Origin of the sequence: Photorhabdus hindustanensis, from assembly GCF_002968995.1 — a bacterium.
GTDB lineage: Bacteria > Pseudomonadota > Gammaproteobacteria > Enterobacterales > Enterobacteriaceae > Photorhabdus > Photorhabdus akhurstii.
In genome coordinates, this window is the sequence record NZ_PUWT01000029.1 from 126767 (window position 1) to 152981 (window position 26215).

A 26215-nucleotide genomic window follows, 5' to 3' on the forward strand; every position below is an offset into this window, starting at 1 on the left:
TATGGAAGCACTACAACAATTACTCGAACAGCAAGTGACCTATTTGACTTCGCTGACCCAAACTATGGCGGAAGAACAGCGTATTCTGTGCGAGGGTTTTATTGAAGCACGAGATTTGCACCAGATAACAGAACGAAAAAATTTTTTGTTATCTGCGCTTAGCCATTCAGAACAGCAACGTCTTAATTTGAGCAAAGCATTAAACATCATTGCGCCTTATGATAAGCAACCTTTGCTTGCCACATTATGGCAACAGATCGGCAAAGCGGTTACCCAGGTTCGTGATTTAAATACCCATAACGGCCTGCTATTAACCCAACATCTTGAACTAAATAGCCAAGCTATCGCTTTCCTAAAAAGCCACCATAGCCCTTCGCTTTATGGCTCAGACGGCCAAGCTGCCCGTCACTCTGCGCTTTCCGGCCATAGAGCTCAAGTTTAATTCAGCGCATTACCGCCCATTGCGGTAGTGCTGCTTTTTATTGTTGATAGTTCCCTACCTTCACTCAGTCTTGCGGCTATTTTCTGCTACCAACAATTAATTTCCTACTGCATTGACAACCCAACGTCTGCCACAAGGTAATACTTTGGTGAAAATAATATAAATAGAAAATATTTATAATAATAACTATGAAATTTATCAAATATGTGGAAACACCTACATTTGCAATAATACCAAATTAGACTGCTAATATTTAATGTCTTTGACTTGGCAAATCAATCATAAATAAAACAATCCCTTAATACTACGCACTTAAATCATGCGCGTTTCATCGATATTTTTATAAGTAACTTCATGGGTATTTTTATAATTTATCGTCTACGCTTTGAGAACATAGAATATTAGCAACACAACAATCATGATTCATTATAAATAATACAATATCAGCTTAACTGTATTACTGTAGGATATATTTACAACATTATAGTTTTTAATGAGATATATAGCTATCTAAATGTCCTTGGTATTTCTAATTAATGTTCGTAACTATTTTTTTAATAAATAGATTATTTACCCATAACGCTTACACTATGCAGAGAAAACTATGACAGAACAAACGATCGATACAATATCTATCACTGAGTTATCCTTACCAAAAGGAGGCGGTGCGCTAAAAGGGCTGGATGCAGAATTAAATTCTGCTGGTGTCAGTGGCATGGCGACTTTCACTATACCACTACCCATTTCATCCGGCAGAGGCTACGCGCCTTCATTGTCTTTGCAATACAGTAGTGGACAAGGGAATAGTGAATTCGGCGTCGGATGGCAACTCCCTTTATTACGTATCAGCCGAAGAACACAAAAAGGTGTTCCTAATTATGGTCAGGAAATCGATAAAACAGGGAAAATTGATCAATTCGTTGGCCCTAATGGCGAACTATTAATATCAATAGAAGAAAAAATAAAGAAAGATATTATTAATCACGATGAAATCCCCACATCCTATAATATCACTCGTTATTGTTCACGCTCAGAAGGTAACTTCTTACGATTTGAACATTATCAGTTAAATAATGAAGATGCAGGCCATTGGCTTATTTATTCTCCAGACGGGCAAATTCATTGTTTAGGCAAAACAGAAAAAGGCCGAATTTCCGATCCCGAAAATAACAAAAAGGTCGCCATCTGGTTATTAGAAGAGTCTTTATCTCCTACTGGAGAGCATATTGGCTATCATTATTTGGCTGAAGATGGTGAAGGACTACCAGAACCACTTCCAGAATGGGAATTAGGAAGAAAACGTAATGCGCAGCGTTATCTTAGCAAGATTACTTATGGCAATTTAGAACAACATGAATCCCTTTATCTAGCATCGTTATCTGTATTACCCCAAGAGGGATGGCTTTTTAGTTTGGTCCTCGACTACGGAGAAAGAGGAAACAATTTAGATGAAATTCCCCCCTTTGATATACCAGAAAACGGACAATGGTTAGTGAGATCAGATATTTTTTCTCGCTATGAATATGGTTTTGAGCTACGAACTTATCGCCTTTGTAGACAAGTGCTGATGTATCATCATTTTCCTGAACAATTAGGTGAAGATAATGTGCTAGTAAAACGCCTGTGGCTTGAATATGAAGATAACCCGGTATTAAGTACACTACGCAGCGTGACAGTAACAGGTTATGGAGAGCACTCGTCTCAATCTCTTCCCCCCATAGAGTTTAGTTATACACCATTTTCTCCAAATAATAATACTGGCTGGCAATCATTTGATTTACCGGATACAGATTTTGAAGGTGTATATAAAGGTCAAAAATTTCAATTGGTTGATTTGTATAAAGATGGCGTTGCAGGGGTCCTGTATTTTAATGCTGGAGAATGGAAATACCGTTCACCAATACGTGATGTGACAGCCGATAATCCTGATGCTGTAACCTATTCCGATTGGGAAACATTACCTTTAATTCCAGGGTTAAGACCAGAAAATGCCTATCTCGCCGATATAAACAACGATTCTGAGCTTGATTGGATTATCACCTCTCCGGGTTTATCTGGCTTCTTTACTCATCAAAACCATAGCTGGTCAGAATTTACACCTTTTAACGCATTGCCGCTCGAATTCTTTTCTAGCGATATTCGTTTCGTTGATATTAATCATCGTGGTTTTAGTGACTTAGCATTATTAGGCCCTATGTCAGTTCGTGTTTATCTCAATAATGGCAATGGATTTGAGGCGGGTGTCGATGTTGCTTTACCCGCAACAGCAGCTATCGGTAATTGGCAACACGATCATGCTAGTGTCGTCGCTTTTAGTGATGTTGCCGGTTCCGGTCAACAACATTGGATGAAGGTTAGTGCAGAAGGAGTTAGCTTTAGTCCAAATTTAGGCAACGGCCAGTTTGGCCCTGTTATTAAGCTTAGTGGGTTTAGTCCAGAAACACCGTTTAATCCTGAACGCATCTATTTAGCCGATATTAATGGCTCAGGAACTACCGACCTGATTTATGCTGATTCAGACAAACTTTATTTATATCTAAACCAAGCAGGGAATTCATATGGAGAACCTCATATTATTCCGCTGCCTGATGGGCTCCGCTATACAGATCTATTAAGCAAGCTACTGATCGCAGACATAAGAGGAACCGGTGTTCCCAGTTTAATATTAAGCGTTGTCGGCAACGATGGTTATTACCATCATTGGCGCTATGATTTCACCCCAGTTAAATCCTATTTACTGTCTTCTGTGAGTAATAATATGGGAGCTTATACCGAATGGGGATACCGTAGTTCCGCGCAATATTGGTTGGATGAAAAAAAAGAAGCACCAGAAACAACGTCTCGTTTACCTATGCCGATATATGTCCAAGCATATTCATACATAAAAGATGAAATTAGCGGTAATTCATTAAGCCAGTCTTATACTTATCGGCGTGGAGTTTTTGATCAGAGTGAGCGAGAGTTTCGTGGATTTGGTTATATATCAATCACTGAGTCAGCAATCGACCTCAGCAAGAATGACTCGCCAGATGATAAAAATACGCGCATTGATTCTTGGTATCATCTTGGTTATGAAGGTGACGACAATCATCTTATTAATTGCTGGCTTGGTGATGAAGAGGCTTTTACGCCTGCGCCAACGCAATTGACCTATTACGATGCAGAGAAACAACAAGATGTTATTTTAGAAAATCCAGATGAAGCTACACTCAAAGGGTTATATCGCGGCTTACAGGGGATGCTGATACGTAAAGAAATTTGGGATATCAATAAAGCTGTGCCATTTAATGTACAAACTACTCGCCTACGTGCCAGATTAGTGAAGCCCATTGTTTACGATGATAATCGTAATGATAGAGTAATAAAAGAACCGGTGGTTATGCCTGTAGAGTTAGAAAAAGTAAACTATGATTATGAAGGCATAGCTAATGATCCCGTAATATCTCAACAGATCATTATACAGCAGGAAGAATATGGTGCGATATTGCATCGGGTAAGCATAAATTATCCACGCCGGGATAAGCCCCTAACGAACCCCTATCCTCCTCAATTTCCTGAAGAGGTTTGGCACAATAGCTACGATGAGCAACAGCAGACATTACATGTGTTTGAAGAGCGATTTCAGTTTATTCATTTCGATGAACAAAATATTTGGCGGTTAAGTGTGCTTCAAGGAGAAAGACGAAATCATCTGACACCGGATCTTACGGATATTCCACAAGGGCAAGGATTTAGTTTTGAAACAGTGACGGCGCCAGGAGGCATATTATCAGCGAACCGTTCCCGCCAATTTGCCGGGCAAACCCAAATCTATTACGCTACCAATGTACCAGAAGTTTTAGCTCTGATTGATCATATCGATATTGCCAAATTTGATGATGAAAGTTTGTCTGCATTCAAAGATGTTATGAGTGAAACAGAGCTCGACAATTATCTGATTTCAGCCGGATATCGCCAAAGTGAACGTATTTTATCGGTACCGGGAGTAGAACCTGAAACAAAAGTATGGGTTGCAGGTAATACATATACAACATACGCAGAAAAGAGTGAATTAAAATTCTATCGACCATTGGCTCAACAAAAAAGTCCACTCAGTGGAGCAATCAACTATGAATATGATCAATTTCTCTGTGGCGTTATAAAAACTCGTGATGCTGCCGAAAATATCACTACGGTTGAATATGATTATCGCTTTATGCAACCTTGGAAATTAATAGATTTAAATAATAATGTTTTCGAAATTAAATTCAATGCATTAGGACGCATCATTGCTAATAGTTTTTATGGGAAAGAAGGAGAACAGGGTGATGATGGTTCCTATATCATCAGCGGATTTTATCCAGTAAATGATTTTGTCTTACCTGACGGTCATGTTGCAGAGATGATTGAACAAGCTTTGCAAAATAAAGAACAAATAGTTTCCCAATATAGCGGCATTGAATGGTTTAGTTGGATGGGAAATGTCAGTAAAGAAAAGGTTGAAAATATTGTTATTGATAAGAAACCAATAAATGTAGCCAAGAATTTATGGGATTATTTACTTAGCCGCCAATTTATCACTCCATCTGGCAATGTTTGTACCGAAGCCTATCGCTGGTTGGAAAGGCAAAAAATTTATGACTACGGAGATGCTTTACTTTCGTTATTTGGTAACAAAAATTGCTTGAAAAAGAAAGATATTCATCAAACTAAAACCCATTTGAATTTATCCAATGAAGCACTCTGGTGGCGTTTAGTTAAAGCAAGAATTATCAGTGTTCAAGGAGAGATTCTTCTTCCTATATCCTGTTGGCAACAGGATGCTCAAAGTGATGGATGGGGAGGAATAATGCGCAATGTGTTGGAAGAGGTTTCACAAATGCCGGTGCATGAAGCTAGCTTTATTGCTGACAACTATGCCCGACCTAAACGTGAACAACGTATTCGTATTACAGTTAGATTTAGTGATGGTTTCGGCCGCATATTACAAGCATCGGCGCTCAATGAACCTGGTTTATCTTATTTACTTGACCCATCAGGGGAATTAGTTTTGGACGATGAGAATAAACCAAAACAAAGCGAATCCGAACCTCGTTGGGCTGTCAGTGGGCGAACTGAATATAACAATAAAGGATTAGTCAAACGTACATATCAACCCTTTTTCCTCAATGACTGGCATTATGCGTCCGATGCCAGTTTACGTATTAACCAGTATGCGGATAAATATGAATATGATGCTTTAGATAGAGAAATCAGAGTGGAAACAGCCAATCAGAAGTTACGAAGAACATCTTACTTCCCCTGGTTCAATGTGCATGAAGATGAAAATGACACAGAACTAGAAATGGAGGAACAACGTAATAATATGAAATAGGTGATATTATTTCTTGAGAGCGTTGACAATATTCAATATGCTGTGGTGCGACACAGGGCTGTTCCTATGATTATTTTAGCCAATAAATTAATCTGGGCGAAGAAGCTTGCTGTCTCACCACAATCTTTCCTCGTGTCTATATATTAACAGTGACGTTAATGTACAAATCTCAGGTAATACTGTCGCTCGGATTTATTAAGCTATAGAATATAATGAATGAAATAACATTTCACTCACAATATATTATTTTTTCATTAAAAAATACGATCATTAATATAAAAAAACAAGAGTCATCTACTTGTAATCTATATGTAAATAATTTTTCCAGAATGACACTATTTAATATCATTACAATATTTTTATTGATGAAATTATTATTCCAACAATGGAGAATAAGTTTTTATTAAGTTAAACAATATAACAAAAATGTATATATCTGATTTCAAGCTAATAATTAATTTTTCACATGAGAATTATTGATTAATTTCAGACATAAGCTACTGTTTATTGCATCTGCCTGAAATTTTAGCTGCTAAGACATACCATTGAAAAAAACTTACTTTGATAGAGGATTATGTATGGCTGATAAAAAAGTCCCCCAAGATGATGGCAATTTATATATTTCCCCAGATCCAGGCACCAAAGATTTAAAAGAGCCTGAAAAAGTATGGGGAGCTGGCGCTGCTGAAAAAACCTATGCTGCTAATAAGTTCGATCCTGCCACATCAGATAAACAGCTCTCTTATACTCCAGGAAGAGTGGTTAAAAACCTATTTAATAACTACCAAGCTAACCCTGATTTTCAGGTATTTGGCTACCTTACTGACTGGGGTATTTATGACAGCCGCTATGGTGAATTTGCCGGAGATACCAACGTCGATTATACAATAGGAGGCCGTGGTACAGATATCATGCGTTTGAAACATGATAACTACCCACGTTACGACAAAATTATCGTGGGCTTTGCAGGAATTATTGGTGATGAAGGATCAGAAAAAGACTCGATCAACAAAGGAGCCGTAGATTTCGCGATTGCCCAAGACGCAGAAGACCTGATTAATCACCGAGGTAAAGTGACCTTCATTGATGCCTGGGCAGATGTTCAAGCTTACCTAAACTGTGGGTTTGCAGGTTGGGTACCCGGCGATCCGCCGGAAATGTTTGATCCAAATAAAGCGCAAGGTGTTCTAGGCGCATTAGTCAAACTCACTAAAGTCGCCAAGCCCCCCAAAGTTGGTTTGAGCTTGGGTGGTTGGACAATGAGTCAGGCATTCCACCATATCGCCAAAGAACCTGAATCCCGCGAAAGCCTGGCTGAAAGTCTTAAAAAAATCTTTGATACCTTCCCGATGTTTACTGACCTTGATCTTGACTGGGAATATCCCGGTGTCGAAGGTGCTCCAGGCAATGATTATGGTGACGAAGATGCAGCAAACTATGCCCTATTAATTGAAGCGGTTAAGCAGAAAGTACCTCACATAAAAATCAGTATCGCACTCAATGCTGATCCGAAAAAAATGGAGAAAGCAAATGTCCTTGAGCTAATCAAAGCCGGCGTTGAGGGACTCAATGTGATGTCTTATGATTTCTTTGGCTCTCCGTGGGCGGAAACTTTAATGCATCATACTAATCTTAAACGTGACCCCGCAAATAACGAGCTGAATTCAATGGAGGATGCGGTTAACTATCTTCTAGGACTGAATGTTAACCCAAAAATGATTTTCTGCGGTTTCGCCGCTTATAGCCGAAATGCCCAACAAGCATTCGTCACCCAGGTATCTCCGCTGAAAGGCTTCTATACACCATACGATACTGACCCTGACGAAGATAATACTTTCGGTAGCTTTGCCGAAGGTGTCACCGAATTTCCAGATCTGTTACGTCATTACTTAGATAAGAATCTACAGGGTAAAAACAGTTTCACCCTTTATACCGATAAAGTCTCCGATGCAGATTTTCTCTATAACGAGAACAATGGCGCATTTTTATCAATAGAAACTCCGCGTACCGTGCATGAGAAAGCAAAGTTTGTCAAAGAAAAAGGTTTGGGAGGGTTGTTTGTCTGGACAATTGATTCAGATAACGGGCTATTGGTTAACGCCGCCCGTGAAGGATTAGGCGGAACTCCCATTTCTCCAGTGACGGTAAATATGTCCAAATTCTATGGTGTTGGGAAAATAAAGCTAAGTTCCCAACGTAGACGCACTCAGTTCCCCTTTATAACCAAACGTAAACAAAGAAAAATGGTTATTGCCAGAAAGAAATAAATATCCAGATTATATAAGCTGGCTCGACTCTTTAATATTAATATTGAGTCGAGCCTTATTTACGCGTTATTTCAGTTTATAAGGTGGGTTATGAACGATAAAACAACGCTCCAATCCAGTAATAATGCTTCTCAGACTATTTCGCCACTTTTAATGAGAACAATCCCAACAGAAGCAAAAAATCATTTCATCACTCAACTCAGTACCTTTGGTTATCAATCTGTTTTCGATATTATTCGCGTAAGAAAGTCCCGTTTTATTCGCCGCCATAAACATCATTTCTCTGGTCACGCAGGCGAAATTTATGACCGGGCACTCAGTTTTGCCACACAGCTTGTTCATATGCAAAGGGAGAGAGGGTTACGCGATGGTGAGCAGTTGCGTCTGAAACGCATTGCAGAGGGAAAACCTGAACTGCCCAATTATGCTGAACTTTTTCCTGAACCTTGGGATAACTTCTGTCGCGAGGGAGCACTGGAAGCGCTTAACTCCCCGATAAGTTATTTACTTGAGCTCTATCTGTTCACACGGCAAATCGAGCTGGACTCCACCGAAGGAGCAACAACACTTGAACAACGGCGTCCTGACTTAACCGAATTAATGCTGAATGCAGACAATACTTATCAGGAACTTCCAGCATTAAAGATCGTCAATGAAGTTCTCAGTTATTCCGCGGCAAACTATATCGACATCACAGAGGATACGGGTAAACCGGTTAATCAGGTATTAGGTGAAACACGCTACCCTTTTACGTTGCCTTTCAGCCTGCCAACACTGCAAATTACACTGGGACTAGAACAGAAGAAAACCTCTCTGGCTAAGGTCATTCAAGCATTAAGTACTCAATTACCCTGGTTTACTAGCGAGATGGCGCCAAGTAAACAGGATAATATCTTACTGGCAGGTACCCTGCTGAGTAAGGAGCAAATGGCATTGTTGAGCCAACCTAGCCCATTTGCCCAAGTCCATCTGACTCGTCCTCGCTTACAAGCGGTTTATCTTAGCGGCAGTACGACAGAAACTGTCACAGACATTTTGCTTTCTGCTCATGGCTATATTGTGCCGCCAGAGGAGCAACATAACGCCAGTGGCCCAGAAAAGCTGACGTACAGTGACATTGAGCCCGCACCAGATAACGGCGAACTTATCACCGTCACGTGTACTAATCCGGATCAAAAATCCATTACGATTAATCTACGCGGTAAATCAGTGCTTAGTTATCAGCGTATTAAGGCCCGATTGGTTCCATTTGATGATATTCCTCCCTACCCGCGCCAATTAGAGCTCAGTTGGCATGACGCAGATAATCCTGGACTTGATCTTTCTGACGGCCCTTATTTTGGTGAAGTCAAAATTGAAGTTCAAGAATGGAAAGAGAAGAGATCAATCCTGACCTTAACATATCGTTTCGCCATTGCGAATGATGATATTGATGAAGATAAGTTGCTACCGGAAGCCCCTGATTTCTTCTTAAAAAACTATGGTATTACACCTCAACAACGGCAACAGCTGGAAGAAATACTGTTTTTTTCCGAACAAACCAAAGGTTCAGTCGAAGAGTTGGAACGTGCATTTAGCCACGGTGATTATCATCCCATCGTGTCACCGAATGTTCAGTTCAACAATACGATATTTGACAATGGGCAAAGCAATACAATATTCCCGACACCTTATCAATATGGTTCGGTATATTTGAATTCAGCCCATCCAGAAGCGCTGAATATTAATACCACACGTCCTCGTAGCATGGCGGCAATGACAGAATATCGGTTTGATCGTTTGAACCGTTTATTACGTCTGCAACGCTGGACAAAACTACCGCATGATAAATTAGATCTGTTACTCACTTCATCTGCCCGGGCAGAAAATACCGATAATTTAGAGTTAAATATCAACTACAATAGCCTGCGGGCTCTGGGTCTTTTCCGTCATTTAAACAATAATTACCATTTGGAAATTGAAGCCTTTGCCGCTTTTATTTACCAAATTACTCCTTTTAATATCAGTTCTAATGTCCCGTTCTTCGATCAGGTATTCAACCAGCCTAAACTGTTTGATACCCCAATGACACTAGACAATAGCGAATTTGACTATACTGCCCGGCGGGGTAACGATGCCAGAACGGTAAAACAGACTTGTGCCGGTTTGGGAATTTCTTCCGCGACTTTCCAAATCTTAGCTCAACAGGTCAGTTCCGCGTTCTCACTGCCAGAAAAACACCTCCGGCGCTCTTTGGATGTTATATCTGCACTGTATCGGCTGGTTATGATCCCCAGACTGTTTAAATTGACCGCAGAACAAGGGATCATCATCGTTGATATTCTAGCCAAAATTGGCAAGTTTAATCCTTTGCTACTGGCGGGAACACCGCGTTTAAGTCCGTTGGGGAGTGACGGAGTATCTACAACAGAAATCGATATTCTTGACATTATTCTCGCTATAGAGGCAATGTCAGCCTGGCTATCACAGTCAAAATTGACCCCAGAAGAGCTGAGTCTGTTTATTCAAAACCAAAGCTTGCCCATTGTTGCTACCGATAGCAGTGCGGCGTTTTTTGATGGCATCATTGCCGGTCTGCAAGAAAACAAATTGACGGAACAAGATTTCCAAGCATCAGATATTATTGACGCTGGCGATTGGATATCGAAACTTCACGAACTCATTACCTCGGAAGGACTGGTGAAACCATTTCCTCTGGTTTGGGATCAAAGTGATGAGGAATACCTTGAAAAAATCATTACACCTATTGTAAATGCACTAGATGCCTCTCCAGAGGCCAAACAACTTACAATTACAGCGCTAAAACTCATTATTCTGCAATATAAAACAGCGCAGGATAATTTAGTCTCTACCTCAGTCGCCAAAGAGTATGGCGTTTCCCGCGATGTGGTTCCTCTGTTATTACGCTGGATTGGCAGTAGTGTGACGGAATTATTAGAGATGCTGAGTCAGCAGTCGCGACAATATAATGGACGTATCCGTTACCCACGGCAGGTTTCCAATGATCTTCTGAAAATTTCATATCATCTGGCAATGAACGGCGCACTAATTAAGCAATTGCGCTTGACATCTAAATTACTATTCTTGCGCCTGGCCGAACCGGAATGGCTGGATCTATCACCTATTAAAGTGGAGGATACCGAACAAGGTGCTCCCCTGACACTGAAAGAAGTCTTTATATTGAGCCGTTATCGTAACTGGTTGACCTCTTCACTACATACAGAAGACGAATTAATAGAATATTTGTCTTATGCCAATAATCCGTCGGTTGAACGTAATGACGATGATATTAATCTCGATTGCGCAGAGCTGTTAGCCGATATTTTAGGCTGGGACGCCAGTGAGGTCGAACAGGCATGCGAAGAATTTACCCCAGCACGCGCCTGCAATATGGGGCAGATTGATTGGTTGCGCCGTATCCAAGCACTTTCACAACAGACGAAGCTATCCGTTTTACCACTTCGTGAAGCAGCCGCAATTTCCTCTTCTTCCACATTCGATCAGATCCAGACTGTCGGTGAAGCTGTCATTGCAGCAACACGATCCTGATCTTTCCGGAGAAAACAACAATGAGCGAAAATACAATAGAAGCCCGTCTGTTGGAAGCACAACGAGATGCATTGCTGGACTATTTTATTGGTCAGGTAGTTGCTCACTCTCCTACGATGGCGTCGCAGCGTGATGATATTAAAAGTGTAGATGACGTCTATGATTATCTGCTATTGGATATTATGGTTTCTGCGAAAGTCAACACCAGCCGTGTCGCAATGGCAACCAACACCCTGCAACAATACATTAACCGCATCTCGCTAAATATTGAAAAAGGTCTGTTTATGACCGTAGAGGAGAGCGAGAACTGGCAAGAATTTGCGAACCGTTATGGCTACTGGTCCGCCGATCGCATGCTCAGAACCTACCCGGAAAGTTATTTGGAACCGACGTTACGGCTGAATAAAACCGAGTTTTTCTTTCAGTTGGAAAGCAGCCTGAATCAAGGGAAAATTACCGAAGGATCTGTACAACAGGCAGTGCTAGGGTATTTAAACAATTTTGAAGATGTCAGCAATCTAAAAGTCATTGCCAGTTATGAAGATGGCGTTGGAATCACGCGTGATAAGTTTTTCTTTATCGGACGCACACGAACCCAACCTTACCAATACTACTGGCGCTCTCTGAATCTCTCTATTCGTCACCCAGATACTGATGCACTTTCGCCCAATGCCTGGAGTGAGTGGCGTTTGATTGACTTACCACTGGGAGGCGTAGAAAGTACAGCGATACGTCCCATCTTTTTAAATAACCGCTTATATATTGCCTGGGCAGAAAGCGAAGAAGTTATCCCCACGTCAACAAATATGCGTGTATTTGCAGATACAGCAGAAACACCGAAAACATACAACACGCAATTAAAAATCGCCTACGCAAAATATGATGGAACTTGGAGTGCCCCAAGTACCTTACGAGAAAGTGAGTTACCTTATCAGATGACCGATATGGTTGCCGTCATGGATGTAATGCAAGGCGAACCGAAGCTCGCTGTTATTGCCTTTACTCGTCTTCAAGGCACAGACCCAACAAGTGGTGACTATGATTACGACTATTGTTTCGAATTTATCTGCGATACCTTGCTGGCGGAAATTACCGATCTACCTGACACATCGGAAAAATATGCCGCAGATCTGGTGTGGTATTACTCCCGCGAGCATAAAGATGAATCTGGAAACCCCATACCTTACCGTACTATGGTGCTCTACCCCGCAACGCGTAATACCAAATTTATGATTGCCGGCGAGGCTAAGGAAGAAGGCAACGCAAAGCTAGGAAAAGGGACGATAGAACTTGTTGTCGATTTTGTCTACGGCTCCAGTACCGAACTTCAACTGACCGCCAGATCGACTTTTGATTATGGTTCTGATCCACTTCATGACAACTTTCCAGAGGAAATTGAGTTCTGTATTTGGCAGCTCAGTATCACCAAAACTATAAATGATGATGGGAAAGAAATCGAAGTCCAGTCTGTGGAAAAACTAGAATCAGTTACCATACACAAACACCAACCCGTACCAGAACTTGTTGTTCCCCGTCTGGATTTGGGAGACCACCGCTCCGTTACATTAAAGGCTGGCATTGATATCGTCGGCGGTGGATCATATACCAATGATTATCGAGTCGGGATGTTGATCCGTCCGTTAGTTCAGTTTAAAGAAGAACGCCAGGTTCAATACCTCTCCTTCCCACCAGATGATGATGAAAATATTCCACCCACTATTCGGCTGAATACCTTGTTTGCCAAAGAATTAATCAGCCGCGCCAGCCAAGGAATTCATCAAGTACTCAGTTGGGATACTCAGCATATTAAGGAACTCCCTCTCCCACCACACAGTGGAATGACAGCAATTGATCTCGATGGCGCTAACGGTATCTATTTCTGGGAACTGTTTTTCCATATGCCATTCTTAGTGGCCTGGCGCTTAAATATCGAACAGAGACTTGAAGAAGCCACACAGTGGTTACACTATATATTCAATCCGCTGGAAGATGCCGAAAACGCGGATTTATCCAAAGGAAAACCGCGTTACTGGAATAGTCGGCCACTGCTTGATCCGCCACCGAAATTTATGCGCAGTTTTACCCAACCTACAGATCCTGACGCCATAGCCGCCAGTGAACCCATTCACTACCGTAAAGCTATTTTCCGCTTCTATCTGAAAAATCTACTGGATCAAGGCGACCGGGAATATCGCAAGCTTACACCGACATCACGCATTGTCGCCCGACTGCTCTATGCATCAGCCAACTCTCTGCTTGGAACCAGTCCAGATATTCAACTTGCCGCTGAATGGAAACCTCTGACGCTGGAAGACGCAGCAACCTATACCCATTCTCAACCACGTCAACTGGAAGTGATGATGGCTGACACGCTGCCACTGCTGCCTGTAGCATGGGATTCATCAGTAGCCAATCAACCCTCTGATTTATTCCGCAAACCAGTTGATACGGAATATCTAAAACTCTGGGAGCTACTCGCGTATCGGCTGTACAACCTACGCCATAATTTGACCCTAGACGGAAAAGAGTATCCCGCGGGACTTTTCGATGAATTGATTAGCCCTCGCGATTTGCTAAAACAGCGCTATCAACGTGTTGTCGCTAATCGTCAGGCTGGCGCTAAACGAATGTCGATCCCCAACTACCGTTTTGCACCGGTGTTTAACCGAGCAATGAATGGTGTGGAGACATTAATTCAATATGGTAATAGCCTGCTCAGTTTACTGGAACGCAAAGATAATCTGGATTTCGAACGATTCAGAATGCAGCAACAGTTGGGGTTATATAGTTTTACACTGAATCTGCAACAACAAATGATTGATATTAACCAAGCTTCCTTGGATGCACTAAACGTGAGCCGTCGTGCCGCTCTTGAACGGCAACAGCACTATCAGGCATTGCATGATGAAGATATCTCCGGCGCCGAACAGGAAGTTATTGCGCTACAGGCCGGCGCGGCTGACGCAGTAATTGCGGCACAAGCCATCTCGACCGCAGGGGCAGTCGCCGATCTTGTACCCAATATTTTCGGCTTCGCAATGGGAGGGATGCAATACGGGGCCCCACTAAGGGCTATTGCAGAAGGTATACGCATTGAATATGAATCCAAAAATGCAAAAGCGAACAGCCTGAGCGTTTCAGAAAATTACCGTCGCCGCCGTCAGGAATGGGAAATTCAATATAAACAGGCTGAAATTAACGTTGAAGAAATCGATCAACAAATTGCTATTCAGAACCGCCAATTGCAAGCGTCCATCACTCAGTTATCCCAGATACAAGCCCAGAAAGAACACGATAATACGCTGTTAGAGTATTTTTCTCAGCGGTTCACCAGCGAAAGTTTGTATATGTGGATGATAAGTCAAATATCCGCACTGTATTTACAAGCTTACGACGCCGTAATGTCTCTCTGTTTGTCTGCTGAGGCTTCCTGGCAATATGAAATGGGGAAATTTGACACACAATTTATTCAAGGCGGCGCCTGGAACGATCTTTACCAAGGGCTGCTGGCTGGCGAGTCTTTGAAGCTTTCCTTACAGCGTATGGATCAAGAGTATATAAAACAGAACGTTCGCCGACTGGAAGTCGTTAAAACCATTTCATTAAAATCACTGCTAACCTCTCAAGCATGGGAAGCAGGTAAGTCAACGGGGCGCTTTAATTTCCCTCTGGACGCTGACATGTTTCTCAAGGATTATCCCGGTCATGTTGATCGCCGTATAAAAACTGTTTCGGTTTCTCTAGCCACTCTGGTAGGCCCTTACCAAGATATTCGCGCAACATTGACACAAACCAGCAACAGCATTAACTATGCAGAAGACATTGATACCATCGACCATCTCCTTAATCCGCTTATATATAACGAACCTCGAAGCTTACTCCGTAATGTTCAGGCTAACCAGACAGTGGTGTTATCAACCGGTGTGGATGACAGCGGCATGTTCCGACTTGATTTCCAAGATGAACGTTTCCTGCCCTTTGAGGGAACAGGGGTATTTTCTAACTGGACTCTGGAGTTTGGTGATGATCAATCTGATCTGCTGGAAAAGATGAGCGACATTATCATTCATCTACGTTATACGGCACGTCCTGGCAGCGACAGCTTCGCTAAAAAAGTCAAACAGCGATTACTACAGCACGAAGCTCAAAAAAAACAAGACTAACCGACTCACATTTCGCACCTCAATAAATGAGGTGTGAAAAACATAAAGGTAAAAAAAATGACTGATAATAGGAAATATCAATATACCTGCAAAAAAGCCATGTCCGATGCCAGTGAAAATATCGGAGCGCCGCTAACCGCCTGGAGCAATCAATCCGGTGGAGAAACCTATTACGTTATCTTTGATGGTCAAGTCTATAAAAACACTTACTGGGTAGAACGTTGGCACATTCCTGAACGTAACAATATTCCATCATACGAAAATGCCTGGCTCTGGGTAAGAGAAGCAACGGCGGAAGAAATCGCTAATCACGGTAATCCTAAGGAAGGCACCGTTGAACCTATCCCCGGAGATGTCGCCATCCTAAAACCCGATGCTATCACCGAGCAAACTTATCAAGAAAAGGGCTATAAGCCTGATGGCTCAGGCACCAATCTCTCTTACACCTCTGCACGAGTATGTCATTCCCTTTATAACCCATATGAAACAGATAAGACACGCCCTAAAGTTTCTGCCTATATTACTGACTGGTGCCAGTACGATGCGCGTTTGCCTTCAAACAAGGATAAAGATGAAGATGACGGCCCGGGTCGTGGGTTTAATCTGGCTGATATTCCGCCAACCGCCTATGACAGATTGGTATTCAGCTTTTTAGGTATTTATGGCGATAAAGGAGAAAAAAGTGAAAAAATCAACTTGTCTGCTGAGGGTTGGAATAAACAATTAAAACCGGAAGATCCTCCTATCACATCCGGCCACATCGTTCCCGTTGACCCTTATGGCGATCTAGGAACCACGCGTAACGTCGGATTACCCGAAGAAGATAAAAGAGATGCCGGCCCTAATACATTCTTGCAATATTATAATCAGCAAGCCGCATCGGGCCTGCTCGGAGGGCTGCGGAACCTGCAACAACAGGCCAAACTGGCAGGTCATCGCTTGGAACTGGCGTTCAGTATCGGCGGCTGGAGTATGTCCGGTTACTTTTCTCCAATGTTAAAAGACACAGTGCAACGCAAAACCTTTATTGACAGCATTGTTGACCTCTTCCAACGTTTCCCCATGTTTACCGCTGTCGATATCGACTGGGAATACCCAGGCACCACTGGCGCAGACGGCAATGAGTACGATGAAATTAATGATGGACCTAACTACGCCATACTGATTAAAGAATTGCGTCAGGCTTTGGATCGGGCATTCGGCACCAGTGCCAAAAAACAGATCACAATTGCGTCCAGTGCTGTCGTTGGGAAACTGAAAAAATCCAACATCAAAGAACTTATCCGCAATGGCTTGGATAATATTTTTGTCATGACTTACGACTTCTTTGGAAACGGATGGGCAGAATATATTGGACATCACACCAATCTCTATTCTCCTGACTATGCGTCAGAAGATCCTGATCGCCTGTACGATCTCTCCGCTGATGAAGCAATTAAATACCTTATTGAAGTTGAAGGAGTTCCCCCCGGAAAAATTCACCTTGGTTTTGCCAACTATGGCCGTTCCTGTGTAGGTGCTGATCTGAAAACCCGTCTATACAACCGTAATGGTCAAGCCCTAGGCACAATGGAAAACGGAGCGCCTGAATTTTTCTGTTTGCTGAACAATCAATTTGATTGTGAGCAACAACTCGCATGGGCAAAAAATGGTTTTAAATTAATGACGGACACCGCCACCGACGCAGACTTTCTTTATAACAGCACAGGCGGACATTTTATCTCTCTAGATACCCCTCGCACGGTGTTCAAAAAAGGCATTTACGCAGCGGAACATAAGCTAGGAGGCATATTCTCTTGGTCCGGCGATCAAGATTGCGGCCTATTGGCAAATGCAGCCAGAGAGGGAGCCGGCTATATTCCGATTAAAGGTAAAGAGAAAATTGATATGGGGCCACTGTATAACCGGGGAGAACTTGTAGAACTTCCTGATGTTAATAAAAAATAATCTCACTTCCTCCTAAGCATAAATAAGCTTTAATCAAGTGCCGCTCATCACAATGGACGGCACTCTAATCTCTTTATTAGTCATCTACTTCCTTAAAAGCCGTACTAAACAGTCGCCATCACCTGTCTTCTATTCTCTGTCTTCTGTCTTCTGTCTTCATTTGACATTCTCAAAGATATAGACCGCACCCGCGCCAGACACAGAACCAACTTTGGTTAAACTCGCACCAACTGCCAAATTCGTTCCCGCCTTATTCAAACTGATAGCCTTACCAAAATCATTTAAATTGTCTGAATTACCTGAAGGGTCCAAAATCTCGATAGGTTTTTCCATATTCCACTTACCATTCAGATAGGTATACACATACACCCGGGAAGCCGCCCCCACTACCAAACTGTTTCCCGCATCATTCAGTTTGATGGCATTGCCAAAATACGCTACGCCACTTGCAGGAGCCGAAAACTTAATGGGATTTTGCCTATCCCAGATCCCATTGGTACGCATATACAGATAAACCTTCCCCTTGGTGGGTAAATAATAATCCGCCCCCACCGCCAGACGATCTCCCGCTGCATTCAGGCTAAAAACCCAGTTAAGAAGGGGTACGCCACCTTTAGTGGCAAGCTTAATGGGATTTTCTATATCCCAAATCCCATTCGTGCGTGTATACACATAAACCGTATTTATTGAAGGATAAGAAGGATAAGAAACATCGGCACCATGCACCGCCAGACAGTTTCCCGAAGTACCCAGGCAGACAGTCGGACTAACCCCTTCCGCCCCCGGAGGAACCAACTTAATGGGGTTTTCTCTATCCCAGATCCCATTCGTACGTGTATACATATAAAACGAATAGCGATCGCCCCCCACCACCAGACAGTCTCCTGCTCCGCTCAAGCTGACATTCACAACAAAATATTCTTCTATACTTTCGATCGTAAACACCACGGGATTTTTTGTATCCCAGATGCCATTCGTGCGCGTATACACACAAGCTTCCGCGTTTTGAGAACCAATTTTGTATCCCAACGCCAGGCAATCTCCCGCCGCATTCAAACTGATATCCCATGAAGAACTACGATATCTATTTCCATCAGCCTCAAACACAACAGGAGTACTTGTATTCCACCCACTCTTCCCGCCTGTATACACACAGACTTTATCACCCACCCCAATCGCTAAACAGTCTCCCGCTGCGCTCATGCTAACAGAGGCGCCAAAGCGCTCATTCGCTTTAGGGGAAGGAGAAACAATACGTGTTATTTTTTTACCAGTCATAATATGTCCTCAAAAGCCGTATTAGGCAGTCACCGTCATCTGTTCTCTCTTTCACCATCATCTTTTCCTCATTTAGCTAGTCGTAAATATAAACTTTCCCTTCTCCACTCTTCCAGCCCAGCTAAACGCCGATCCTCCGCCGCTATTTGTGCCAATTGAGTATAATTTTCACTTTTCGGCAGGGAATATAATTTAAACCAAGATTTAACCTCCTCTTTATTCAACAGATTATTCTCTCTGGATGTAGATATCTTATTATGAGCCATTGATTACCTCCAATGCAGAATGACAGATAAGTTAACGTTGCCACACACCGTTCTATTCTTTTATTTTCGGTATAAACAATATCCTGGCTTTATCCCTCTCTTAAAGTTAATTAGATTAAAATCAACCCATTAAAAAAATCACCAAAAAAGCACAAAATAATCAACAATATAACAAAACATCATTATTTAAATATAATCTTTTTATTATCATTCAGTAAATGTATTTCATTTTAATTTTCAAAGAAAACTTAGCACATATTCAAACAATATCAAAATCATAATTACCCATGTTAAATAATTCTCAATCGCAAATAAAACCAATATAAAGACAAGAATAATGGTTAATAAATAAATTTAAAACTCCTCATAAACACAATTACCACTAAATTAAAACAATATAAAATCACCCGAAATGATAACACCACATCCTTTTAAAACATGTCCCTGTTATGTTTAATTAATTTTTATTAGATGTTATCATGTGTTTATTTTCCATGTTTGAGGTAAAAAAACAAAATAATTGTTAGATTGTTCTGTTCTGTTCTGTTCTGTCAATAACTCTACAAAAAACTAAATAAGAGAACAATTGAATTAATTAATCATGATGCTAACACACTCTTTTAACGAAAAACGCCGTAAACCTTCATCTAATGCGGACGGGAATATAAGGCGGAAAGTCCAAGGACTTTAAAAAGCAATCCGACATCTCCGAATTAATATCCAGTTTAGTGATTATAGTTATCATTTGACATTCTCAAAAACATAAACTGCACCGGCTTTGGGTTTAGAATCAACACCTTCTGACGTTGCACCAACTGCCAAACTCGTCCCCGCCTTATTCAGACCAACAGGTCCACCAAAACCATTTAAATTGTCTGAATTGCCTGGCGGGTTCAAAATCTCCATAGGTGTTTCCATATTCCACTTACCATTCAGACAGGTATACACATACACCCGGGAATTCGCCCCCACTGCCAGACGATCTCCCGCATCATTCAGTTCGAGAGAGCCGCCAAAATATACGCCACTTGCAGGAGCAGAAAACTTAATGGGATTTTCTTTATCCCAGATCCCATTTGTGCGCTTATATAAATAAACCTCCCCATCTGTGGATTTATAAAAATTCGTACCCACCGCCAGACGATCTCCCTCCGCATTCAGGCTAAAAGCCCAGCTAAAACTAGATGGTTCACCTTTAGGGTGACTGAACTTAATGGGGTTTTCTCCATCCCAGAGCCCATTCGTGCGTGTATACACATAAATCGTGCTTGTTGTGGAACCTATTGTGGAACTATCGTAACCATGCACCGCCAGACAATTTCCTGCGGCCCCTAGGCGGGCAATCCAGCCAAACTCATAAAAAACCGGAGGAAGCGGAAGCGGAATGGGGTTTTTTGTATCCCAGATCCCATTCCGGCGCATAAATATACGGAACGGAGGGTAGGGTTTGCCCCCACCCACCAGACAGTCTCCCGCAGCACTCAAGCTGACATTCACACCAAAGTATTCAGGTCCTATCGGAAACACAACGGGATGTTTTGTATCCCAAAAGCCCTTCGTGCGCGTATACACACAAACCCGCCCTTGGTTATAAGTGGGATACGGCAACATGTTTCCCAACGCTAGGGTATCGCCAGCCGCATCCAGAGAGACATCCCATGAAGATTTATGATATTCATCTTCATAAGCCTCAAACACAATAGGTTTGCTTATATTCCACTCACCACTCTTCCGGCGCGTATACACACAGACTTGATTATTCATCCCAACTGCTAAACAGTCTCCCGCTGCGTTCAGGCTAACAGAAGTGCCAAAACGCTCATCTTCTTTAGGGAAGGAAGAAACAATGCGCGTTATCATGGTGCGTTTCAAACCCAACACCTGCGTGATCTCCATTCGCTCACGCCGCGATAAACTGAAAAAATCCGCAAACTGAACCTGCTGATCGGCATCCAATTTCAGATATCCTCCCCCAGCAAAAGAGAGTCCCCCTTCTGGTTTCAGTGATAAGGCCAAAGCTCCCTGTTCAGGGTTTAACCCGCCAGAATGCTGAGTGTTGAGGGTCAGTTTTCCTTTGTCATCTCGTTTCAGCCCCGCGGTTGGGCCATCATCCTGAACGCCATCAATGATTTCATATGCTTTATATGCTTCATCAATCAAATGAGAAAAGGCTTCCGGCATGAGCCGCATACCAGACTTAAAACTCGCTTTCAATGAGTCAACTGTACTAATTTCTTTATCAGTCATCATATTTCCTCAAAAGCCATATTAGACAGTCACCGTCATCTGTCTTCTGTTCTCTGTCTTCTGTTCTCTGTCTTCTATACGGTCATCAATTGATATTTTCAAAGATATAAACTGCACCGGCTTTGGATTTAGAATCAACACCTTCTGACGTTGCCCCAACAGCCAAACTCGTCCCCGCCTTATTCAGGCCAACAGGTCCACCAAAACCATTTAAATTGTCTGAATTGCCTGAAGGGTTCAAAATCTCCATAGGTGTTTCCATATTCCACTTACCATTCAGACAGGTATACACATACACCCGGGAATTCGCCCCCACTGCCAGACGATCTCCCGCATCATCCAGTTCGAGAGAACCGCCAAAATATACGCCTCTTGCAGGGGCCGAAAACTTGATGGGATTTTCTTTATCCCAGATCCCATTTGTGCGCTTATATAAATAAACCTCCCCATCTGTGGATTTATAAAAATTCGTACCCACCGCCAGACGATCTCCCTCTGCATTCAGGCTAAAAACCCTGCTGAAACCAGATGATTCACCTTCAGGGTGACTGAACTTAATAGGGTTTTCTCCATCCCAGACCCCATTGATGCGTGTATACACATAAATTGTGCTTTTTGGATCGAAATCATGCGTCGCCAGACAGTTTCCTGCGGCACTCAAGTGGGCAACCCAGCCAAACTCATAAAAATTCTGAGGGATCGGAATCTGAACGGGGTTTTTTGTATCCCAGATCCCATTCCGACGCATAAATATACGGAACGCAGTGTAGTGTTTGGCCCCACCCACCAGACAGTCTCCTGCGGCGCTCAAGCTGACACTCGCACCAAAGTATTCACTTCCAATCGGAAACACTACGGGATTTTTTGTATCCCAAACTCCCTTCGTGCGCGTATACACACAAACCCGCCCTTGGTTATAAGTGGGATACGGCAACATATTTCCCAACGCCAGGGTATCGCCAGCCGCATCCAGACTAACATCCCATGAAGATCTATGATATTCATCTTCATAAGCTTCAAGCACAATCGGCTTGCTTATATTCCACTCACCACTCTTCCGGCGCGTATATACATAGACTTGATTATTCATCCCAACCGCTAAACAGTCTCCCACCGCGTTCAGGCTAACAGAGCTACCAAAGTACTCCCTCTCTTTGGGGAAGGGAGAAACAATACGCGTTACCATAGTACGTTTCAAACCCAACACCTGCGTGATCTCCATCCGTGCTCCCCGCGATAAACTGAAAAAATCCGCAAACTGAATCTGCCGAGCGGCATCCAATTTCAGATATCCTCCCCCATCAAACGAGAGTCCCCCTTCTGGTTTCAGTGATAGCGCCAAAGCACCTTGATTAGAATTTAACCCACCAGAATGCTGGGTGTTGAGGGTCAGTTTTCCTTTGCCATCTCGTTTCAGTCCTGTGGTTAGGTTATCACCCTGAGCGCCATCAATAATTTCATATGCCTTATATGCCTCATCAATCAAATGGGAAAAGGCTTTAGGCATGAGCCGTACACCAGACTTAAAACTCGCTTTCAATGAGCCAACGGTATTAATTTCTTTATCAGTCATCACATTTCCTCAAAAGCCGTATTAGACAGTCACCGTCATCTGTCTTCTATTTGACATTCTCAAAGACATAAACTGAACTGGCTCCGGACGCAGAACCAATCTTCATTGAAATTACACCAACAGCCAAACTCGTCCCCGCCTTATTTAGGCCAACAGCCCCTCCAAAACTATTTAAATTGTCTGAATTGCCTGAAGGATCCAAAATCTCGATAGGTGTTTCTATATTCCATTTATTATTCAGACAGGTATACACATACACCCGGGAAACCGCCCCCACTGCCAAACGATCTCCCGCATCATTCAGTTCGATAGCGCGTCCAAAATACGTTACATCACTTGCAGGAGCCGAAAACTTAATGGGATTTTCTGTATCCCAGATCCCATTTGTGCGCGTATACAGATAAACCTTCCCATCAGTAGGGTTATAATAATCCGTATCTCCCCCCACAGCCAGACGATCTCCTTCTGCATTCAGGCTAAAAACCCTAGTAAAACCACGTAATTCACCTTCAGGGACCCTGAACCTAATAGGGTTTTCTCCATCCCAGATCCCATTCGTACGTGTATACACATAAATCGTACTTGACGTAGAATAACCATGCACCGCCAGACAGTTTCCCGAGGCACTCAGGCGGGCAACCCTGCCAAACTGAGAAGAATTCGAAGGGACCGGAAACTGGATGGGGTTTTCTATATCCCAGATCCCGTTCGTGCGTGTAAACATACAGAACGTAGTAGGGTAGTACTCGCCACCAGCCACCAGACAATCTCCTGCGGCGCTCAAGCTGACATTCACACCAAAGTCTCCTGCAATCCGCGGAAACACAATGGGATTTTTTGTATCCCAGACACCATTCGTGCGCGTATATACACGAACCACATCAGGCGAACTGTTTCCCAAAGCCAAACAATCTCCCTCCGCATCCAGACTGACATCCCATGAAGAGAGATAATATTCTGTCGCATAAGCCTCAAGTACAATAGGCTTGCTTGTATTCCACTCACCACTCTTCCGGCGTGTATACACACAGACTTTATTGTTCATCCCAACCGCTAAGCAGTCTCCCGCTGCGTTCAGGCTAACAGAAGTGCCAAAGTATTCACCCTCTTTGAGGGAAGGAGAAACAATGCGCGTTATCAGAGTACGTTTCAAACCCAGCAACTGCGTGATCTCCATCCGCGCTCCCCGCGATAAACTGAAAAAATCCGCAAACTGAACCTGCCGATCAGAATCCAATTTCAGATATCCTCCCCCATCAAAAGAGAGTCCCCCTTCTGGTTTCAGTGATAAGGCCAAAGCACCCTGATTAGAGTTTAACCCGCCAGAATGCTGAGTGTTGAGGGTCAGTTTTCCTTTGTCATCTCGCTTCAGCCCTGCGGTTGGGCCATCACCCTGAGCGCCATCAATGATTTCATATGTTTTATATGCTTCATCAATCAAATGGGAAAAGGCTTCCGGCATGAGCCGCACACCAGATTTAAAACTCGCTTTCAATGAGTCCACAGTACTAATTTCTTTATCAGTCATCATAATTTCCTCGAAAGCTGTATTAAACAGTCGCTGCCATCCGTTCTCTGTTCTCTGCTTTCTGTCCTCCGTCTTCTATTTGACATTCTCAAAGACATAGACTGCACCGGCTTCAGATACAGAACCAACCTTGGCTGAAACTGCACCAACAGCCAAACTCGTCTCCCACCGATTCAAACTGACAGCCTTACCGAAACCATTTAAATTGTCTGAATTACCTGAAGGGTCCAAAATCTCGATAGGTGTTTCCATATTCCACTGATTATTTAGACAGGTATACACATACACCCGGGAAGCCGCCCCCACGACCAGACGGTTTCCCACATCATTCAGTTTGATAGCGCTGCCAAAATACGTTACGTCACTTGCAGGAGCCGAAAACTTAATGGGACTTTTTGTATCCCAGACCCCATTCGTGCGCGTATACAGATAAACCTTCCCCTTAGTGGGGACATCATAATCTACCCCCACCGCCAGACGATCTCCCTCTGCATTTAGGCTAAAAATCCAATTAAGATTGAGTGAACGATTTTTAGAGGCAATGAGCTTAACGGGTTTTTTTGTATCCCAAACTCCATTCGTGCGGGTATACACATAAACTGTATTGACTTGAGGATAATAAGAATAATCGGCGCTATACACCGCCAGGCAGTTTCCCGAGGCACTCAGACAAACCCTGGTAAACAAGTCAGACGAGATAACCAACTTAATGAAGTTTTCTCTATCCCAGATCCCATTCGTGCGTGTGTATATATAGGCAAAAGAAGAGTCGCCCCCCACCGCCAGACAATCTCCTGTGGCGCTCAAGCTGACATTCACACCCCCAAAGTCTCTATATTGCTCTTCCATCAGAAACACAATGGGACTTTTGGTATCCCAGACGCCATTCGTGCGCGTATACACACAAATCTTCGCTTTTCGAGCGTCAATTAAATATCCCACCGCCAGGCAATCTCCCGCCGCATTCAAACTGACATCCCATGAAAAACTACGATATTGAGCTTCATCATCCTCAAACACAGTGGGCGCACTTATATTCCACCCACCCTTCCGGCCCGTATATACACAGACTTTATTATCCATCCCAACCGCTAAGCAGTCTCCCGCCACGTTCAGGCTAATAGAAGTGCCAAAGCGTTCATTCTCTTTAGGGGAAGGAGAAACCATACGCGCCATCATGACACGTTTAAAACCCAACAACTGCGTGATCTCCATCCGCTCCCGCCGCGATAAACTGAAAAAATCGGCAAACTGAACCTGCCGATCGGCATCCAATTTCAGACGCCTTCCTCCATCAAAAGAGAATCCACCTTCTGGCTTCAGTGATAGGGCCAAAGCCCTCTGTTCAAGGTTCAACCCGCCTGAATAGTGAGTATTGAGGGCCAGTTTTCCTTTGTCATCTCGTTTCAACCCTGCGGTCGGGCTATCCCCCTTACTGCCATCAATGATTTCGTATGCCTTATACGCCTCATCAATCAAATGGAAAAATGCTTCCGGCGCGGGCGGAACACCGGACTTAAAACTCGCTTTCAATGAGTCAACGGTACTAATTTCTTTATCAGTCATCATATTTCCTCAAAAGCCGTATTAAACAGTCGCCGT

The 26215-nt window shown here is 42.9% G+C and carries 12 protein-coding genes; 6 read left to right on the forward strand and 6 right to left on the reverse strand.

Annotated elements, in window-relative coordinates; genetic code table 11:
* Position 1: 1 nt before the first annotated feature.
* The 6 genes from C6H66_RS12495 to C6H66_RS12520 all read left to right on the forward strand — a co-directional run bounded on the left by C6H66_RS12495 (position 2) and on the right by C6H66_RS12520 (position 17721).
* Positions 2–442 carry a flagella synthesis protein FlgN gene (locus C6H66_RS12495; protein WP_036807411.1) on the forward strand — a complete coding sequence of 147 codons (441 nt, stop codon included), beginning with the start codon at positions 2–4 and terminating at the stop codon, positions 440–442.
* A gap of 604 nt (positions 443–1046) precedes the next feature.
* A complete protein-coding gene (locus C6H66_RS12500) occupies positions 1047–5795 on the forward strand; it encodes a SpvB/TcaC N-terminal domain-containing protein (protein ID WP_105395763.1) in 4749 nt (1582 codons plus the stop codon).
* Between the two features lie 578 nt (positions 5796–6373).
* The gene (locus tag C6H66_RS12505; RefSeq protein WP_105395764.1) at positions 6374–8062 is read left to right on the forward strand and encodes a glycosyl hydrolase family 18 protein; all 1689 of its coding nucleotides are present in this window, start codon (positions 6374–6376) and stop codon (positions 8060–8062) included.
* A gap of 90 nt (positions 8063–8152) precedes the next feature.
* On the forward strand, positions 8153–11611 hold the full coding sequence (locus C6H66_RS12510; RefSeq protein ID WP_105395765.1) for a Tc toxin subunit A: 3459 nt from the start codon (positions 8153–8155) through the stop codon (positions 11609–11611).
* Positions 11612–11631: 20 nt separating this feature from the next.
* Complete coding sequence (locus C6H66_RS12515; RefSeq protein ID WP_105395766.1) at positions 11632–15774, forward strand: Tc toxin subunit A-related protein; 4143 nt, start codon at positions 11632–11634, stop codon at positions 15772–15774.
* A gap of 57 nt (positions 15775–15831) precedes the next feature.
* Complete coding sequence (locus C6H66_RS12520) at positions 15832–17721, forward strand: glycoside hydrolase family 18 protein (RefSeq protein ID WP_105395767.1); 1890 nt, start codon at positions 15832–15834, stop codon at positions 17719–17721.
* Positions 17722–17877: 156 nt separating this feature from the next.
* Here C6H66_RS12520 and C6H66_RS12525 read toward each other — a convergent pair whose 3' ends face one another.
* The 6 genes from C6H66_RS12525 to C6H66_RS12550 form a co-directional block, all read right to left on the reverse strand.
* Complete coding sequence (locus C6H66_RS12525; protein WP_052739461.1) at positions 17878–18999, reverse strand: hypothetical protein; 1122 nt, start codon at positions 18997–18999, stop codon at positions 17878–17880.
* A gap of 68 nt (positions 19000–19067) precedes the next feature.
* Positions 19068–19265, reverse strand: coding sequence for a hypothetical protein (locus C6H66_RS12530; RefSeq protein ID WP_046396319.1), 198 nt, complete (start codon positions 19263–19265; stop codon positions 19068–19070).
* Between the two features lie 741 nt (positions 19266–20006).
* Positions 20007–21515, reverse strand: coding sequence for a hypothetical protein (locus tag C6H66_RS12535; protein ID WP_105395768.1), 1509 nt, complete (start codon positions 21513–21515; stop codon positions 20007–20009).
* A gap of 82 nt (positions 21516–21597) precedes the next feature.
* On the reverse strand, positions 21598–23088 hold the full coding sequence (locus C6H66_RS12540) for a hypothetical protein (protein WP_105395769.1): 1491 nt from the start codon (positions 23086–23088) through the stop codon (positions 21598–21600).
* A gap of 43 nt (positions 23089–23131) precedes the next feature.
* A complete protein-coding gene (locus C6H66_RS12545; RefSeq protein WP_105395770.1) occupies positions 23132–24616 on the reverse strand; it encodes a hypothetical protein in 1485 nt (494 codons plus the stop codon).
* Between the two features lie 72 nt (positions 24617–24688).
* Complete coding sequence (locus tag C6H66_RS12550; RefSeq protein ID WP_105395771.1) at positions 24689–26182, reverse strand: hypothetical protein; 1494 nt, start codon at positions 26180–26182, stop codon at positions 24689–24691.
* Positions 26183–26215: the final 33 nt, after the last annotated feature.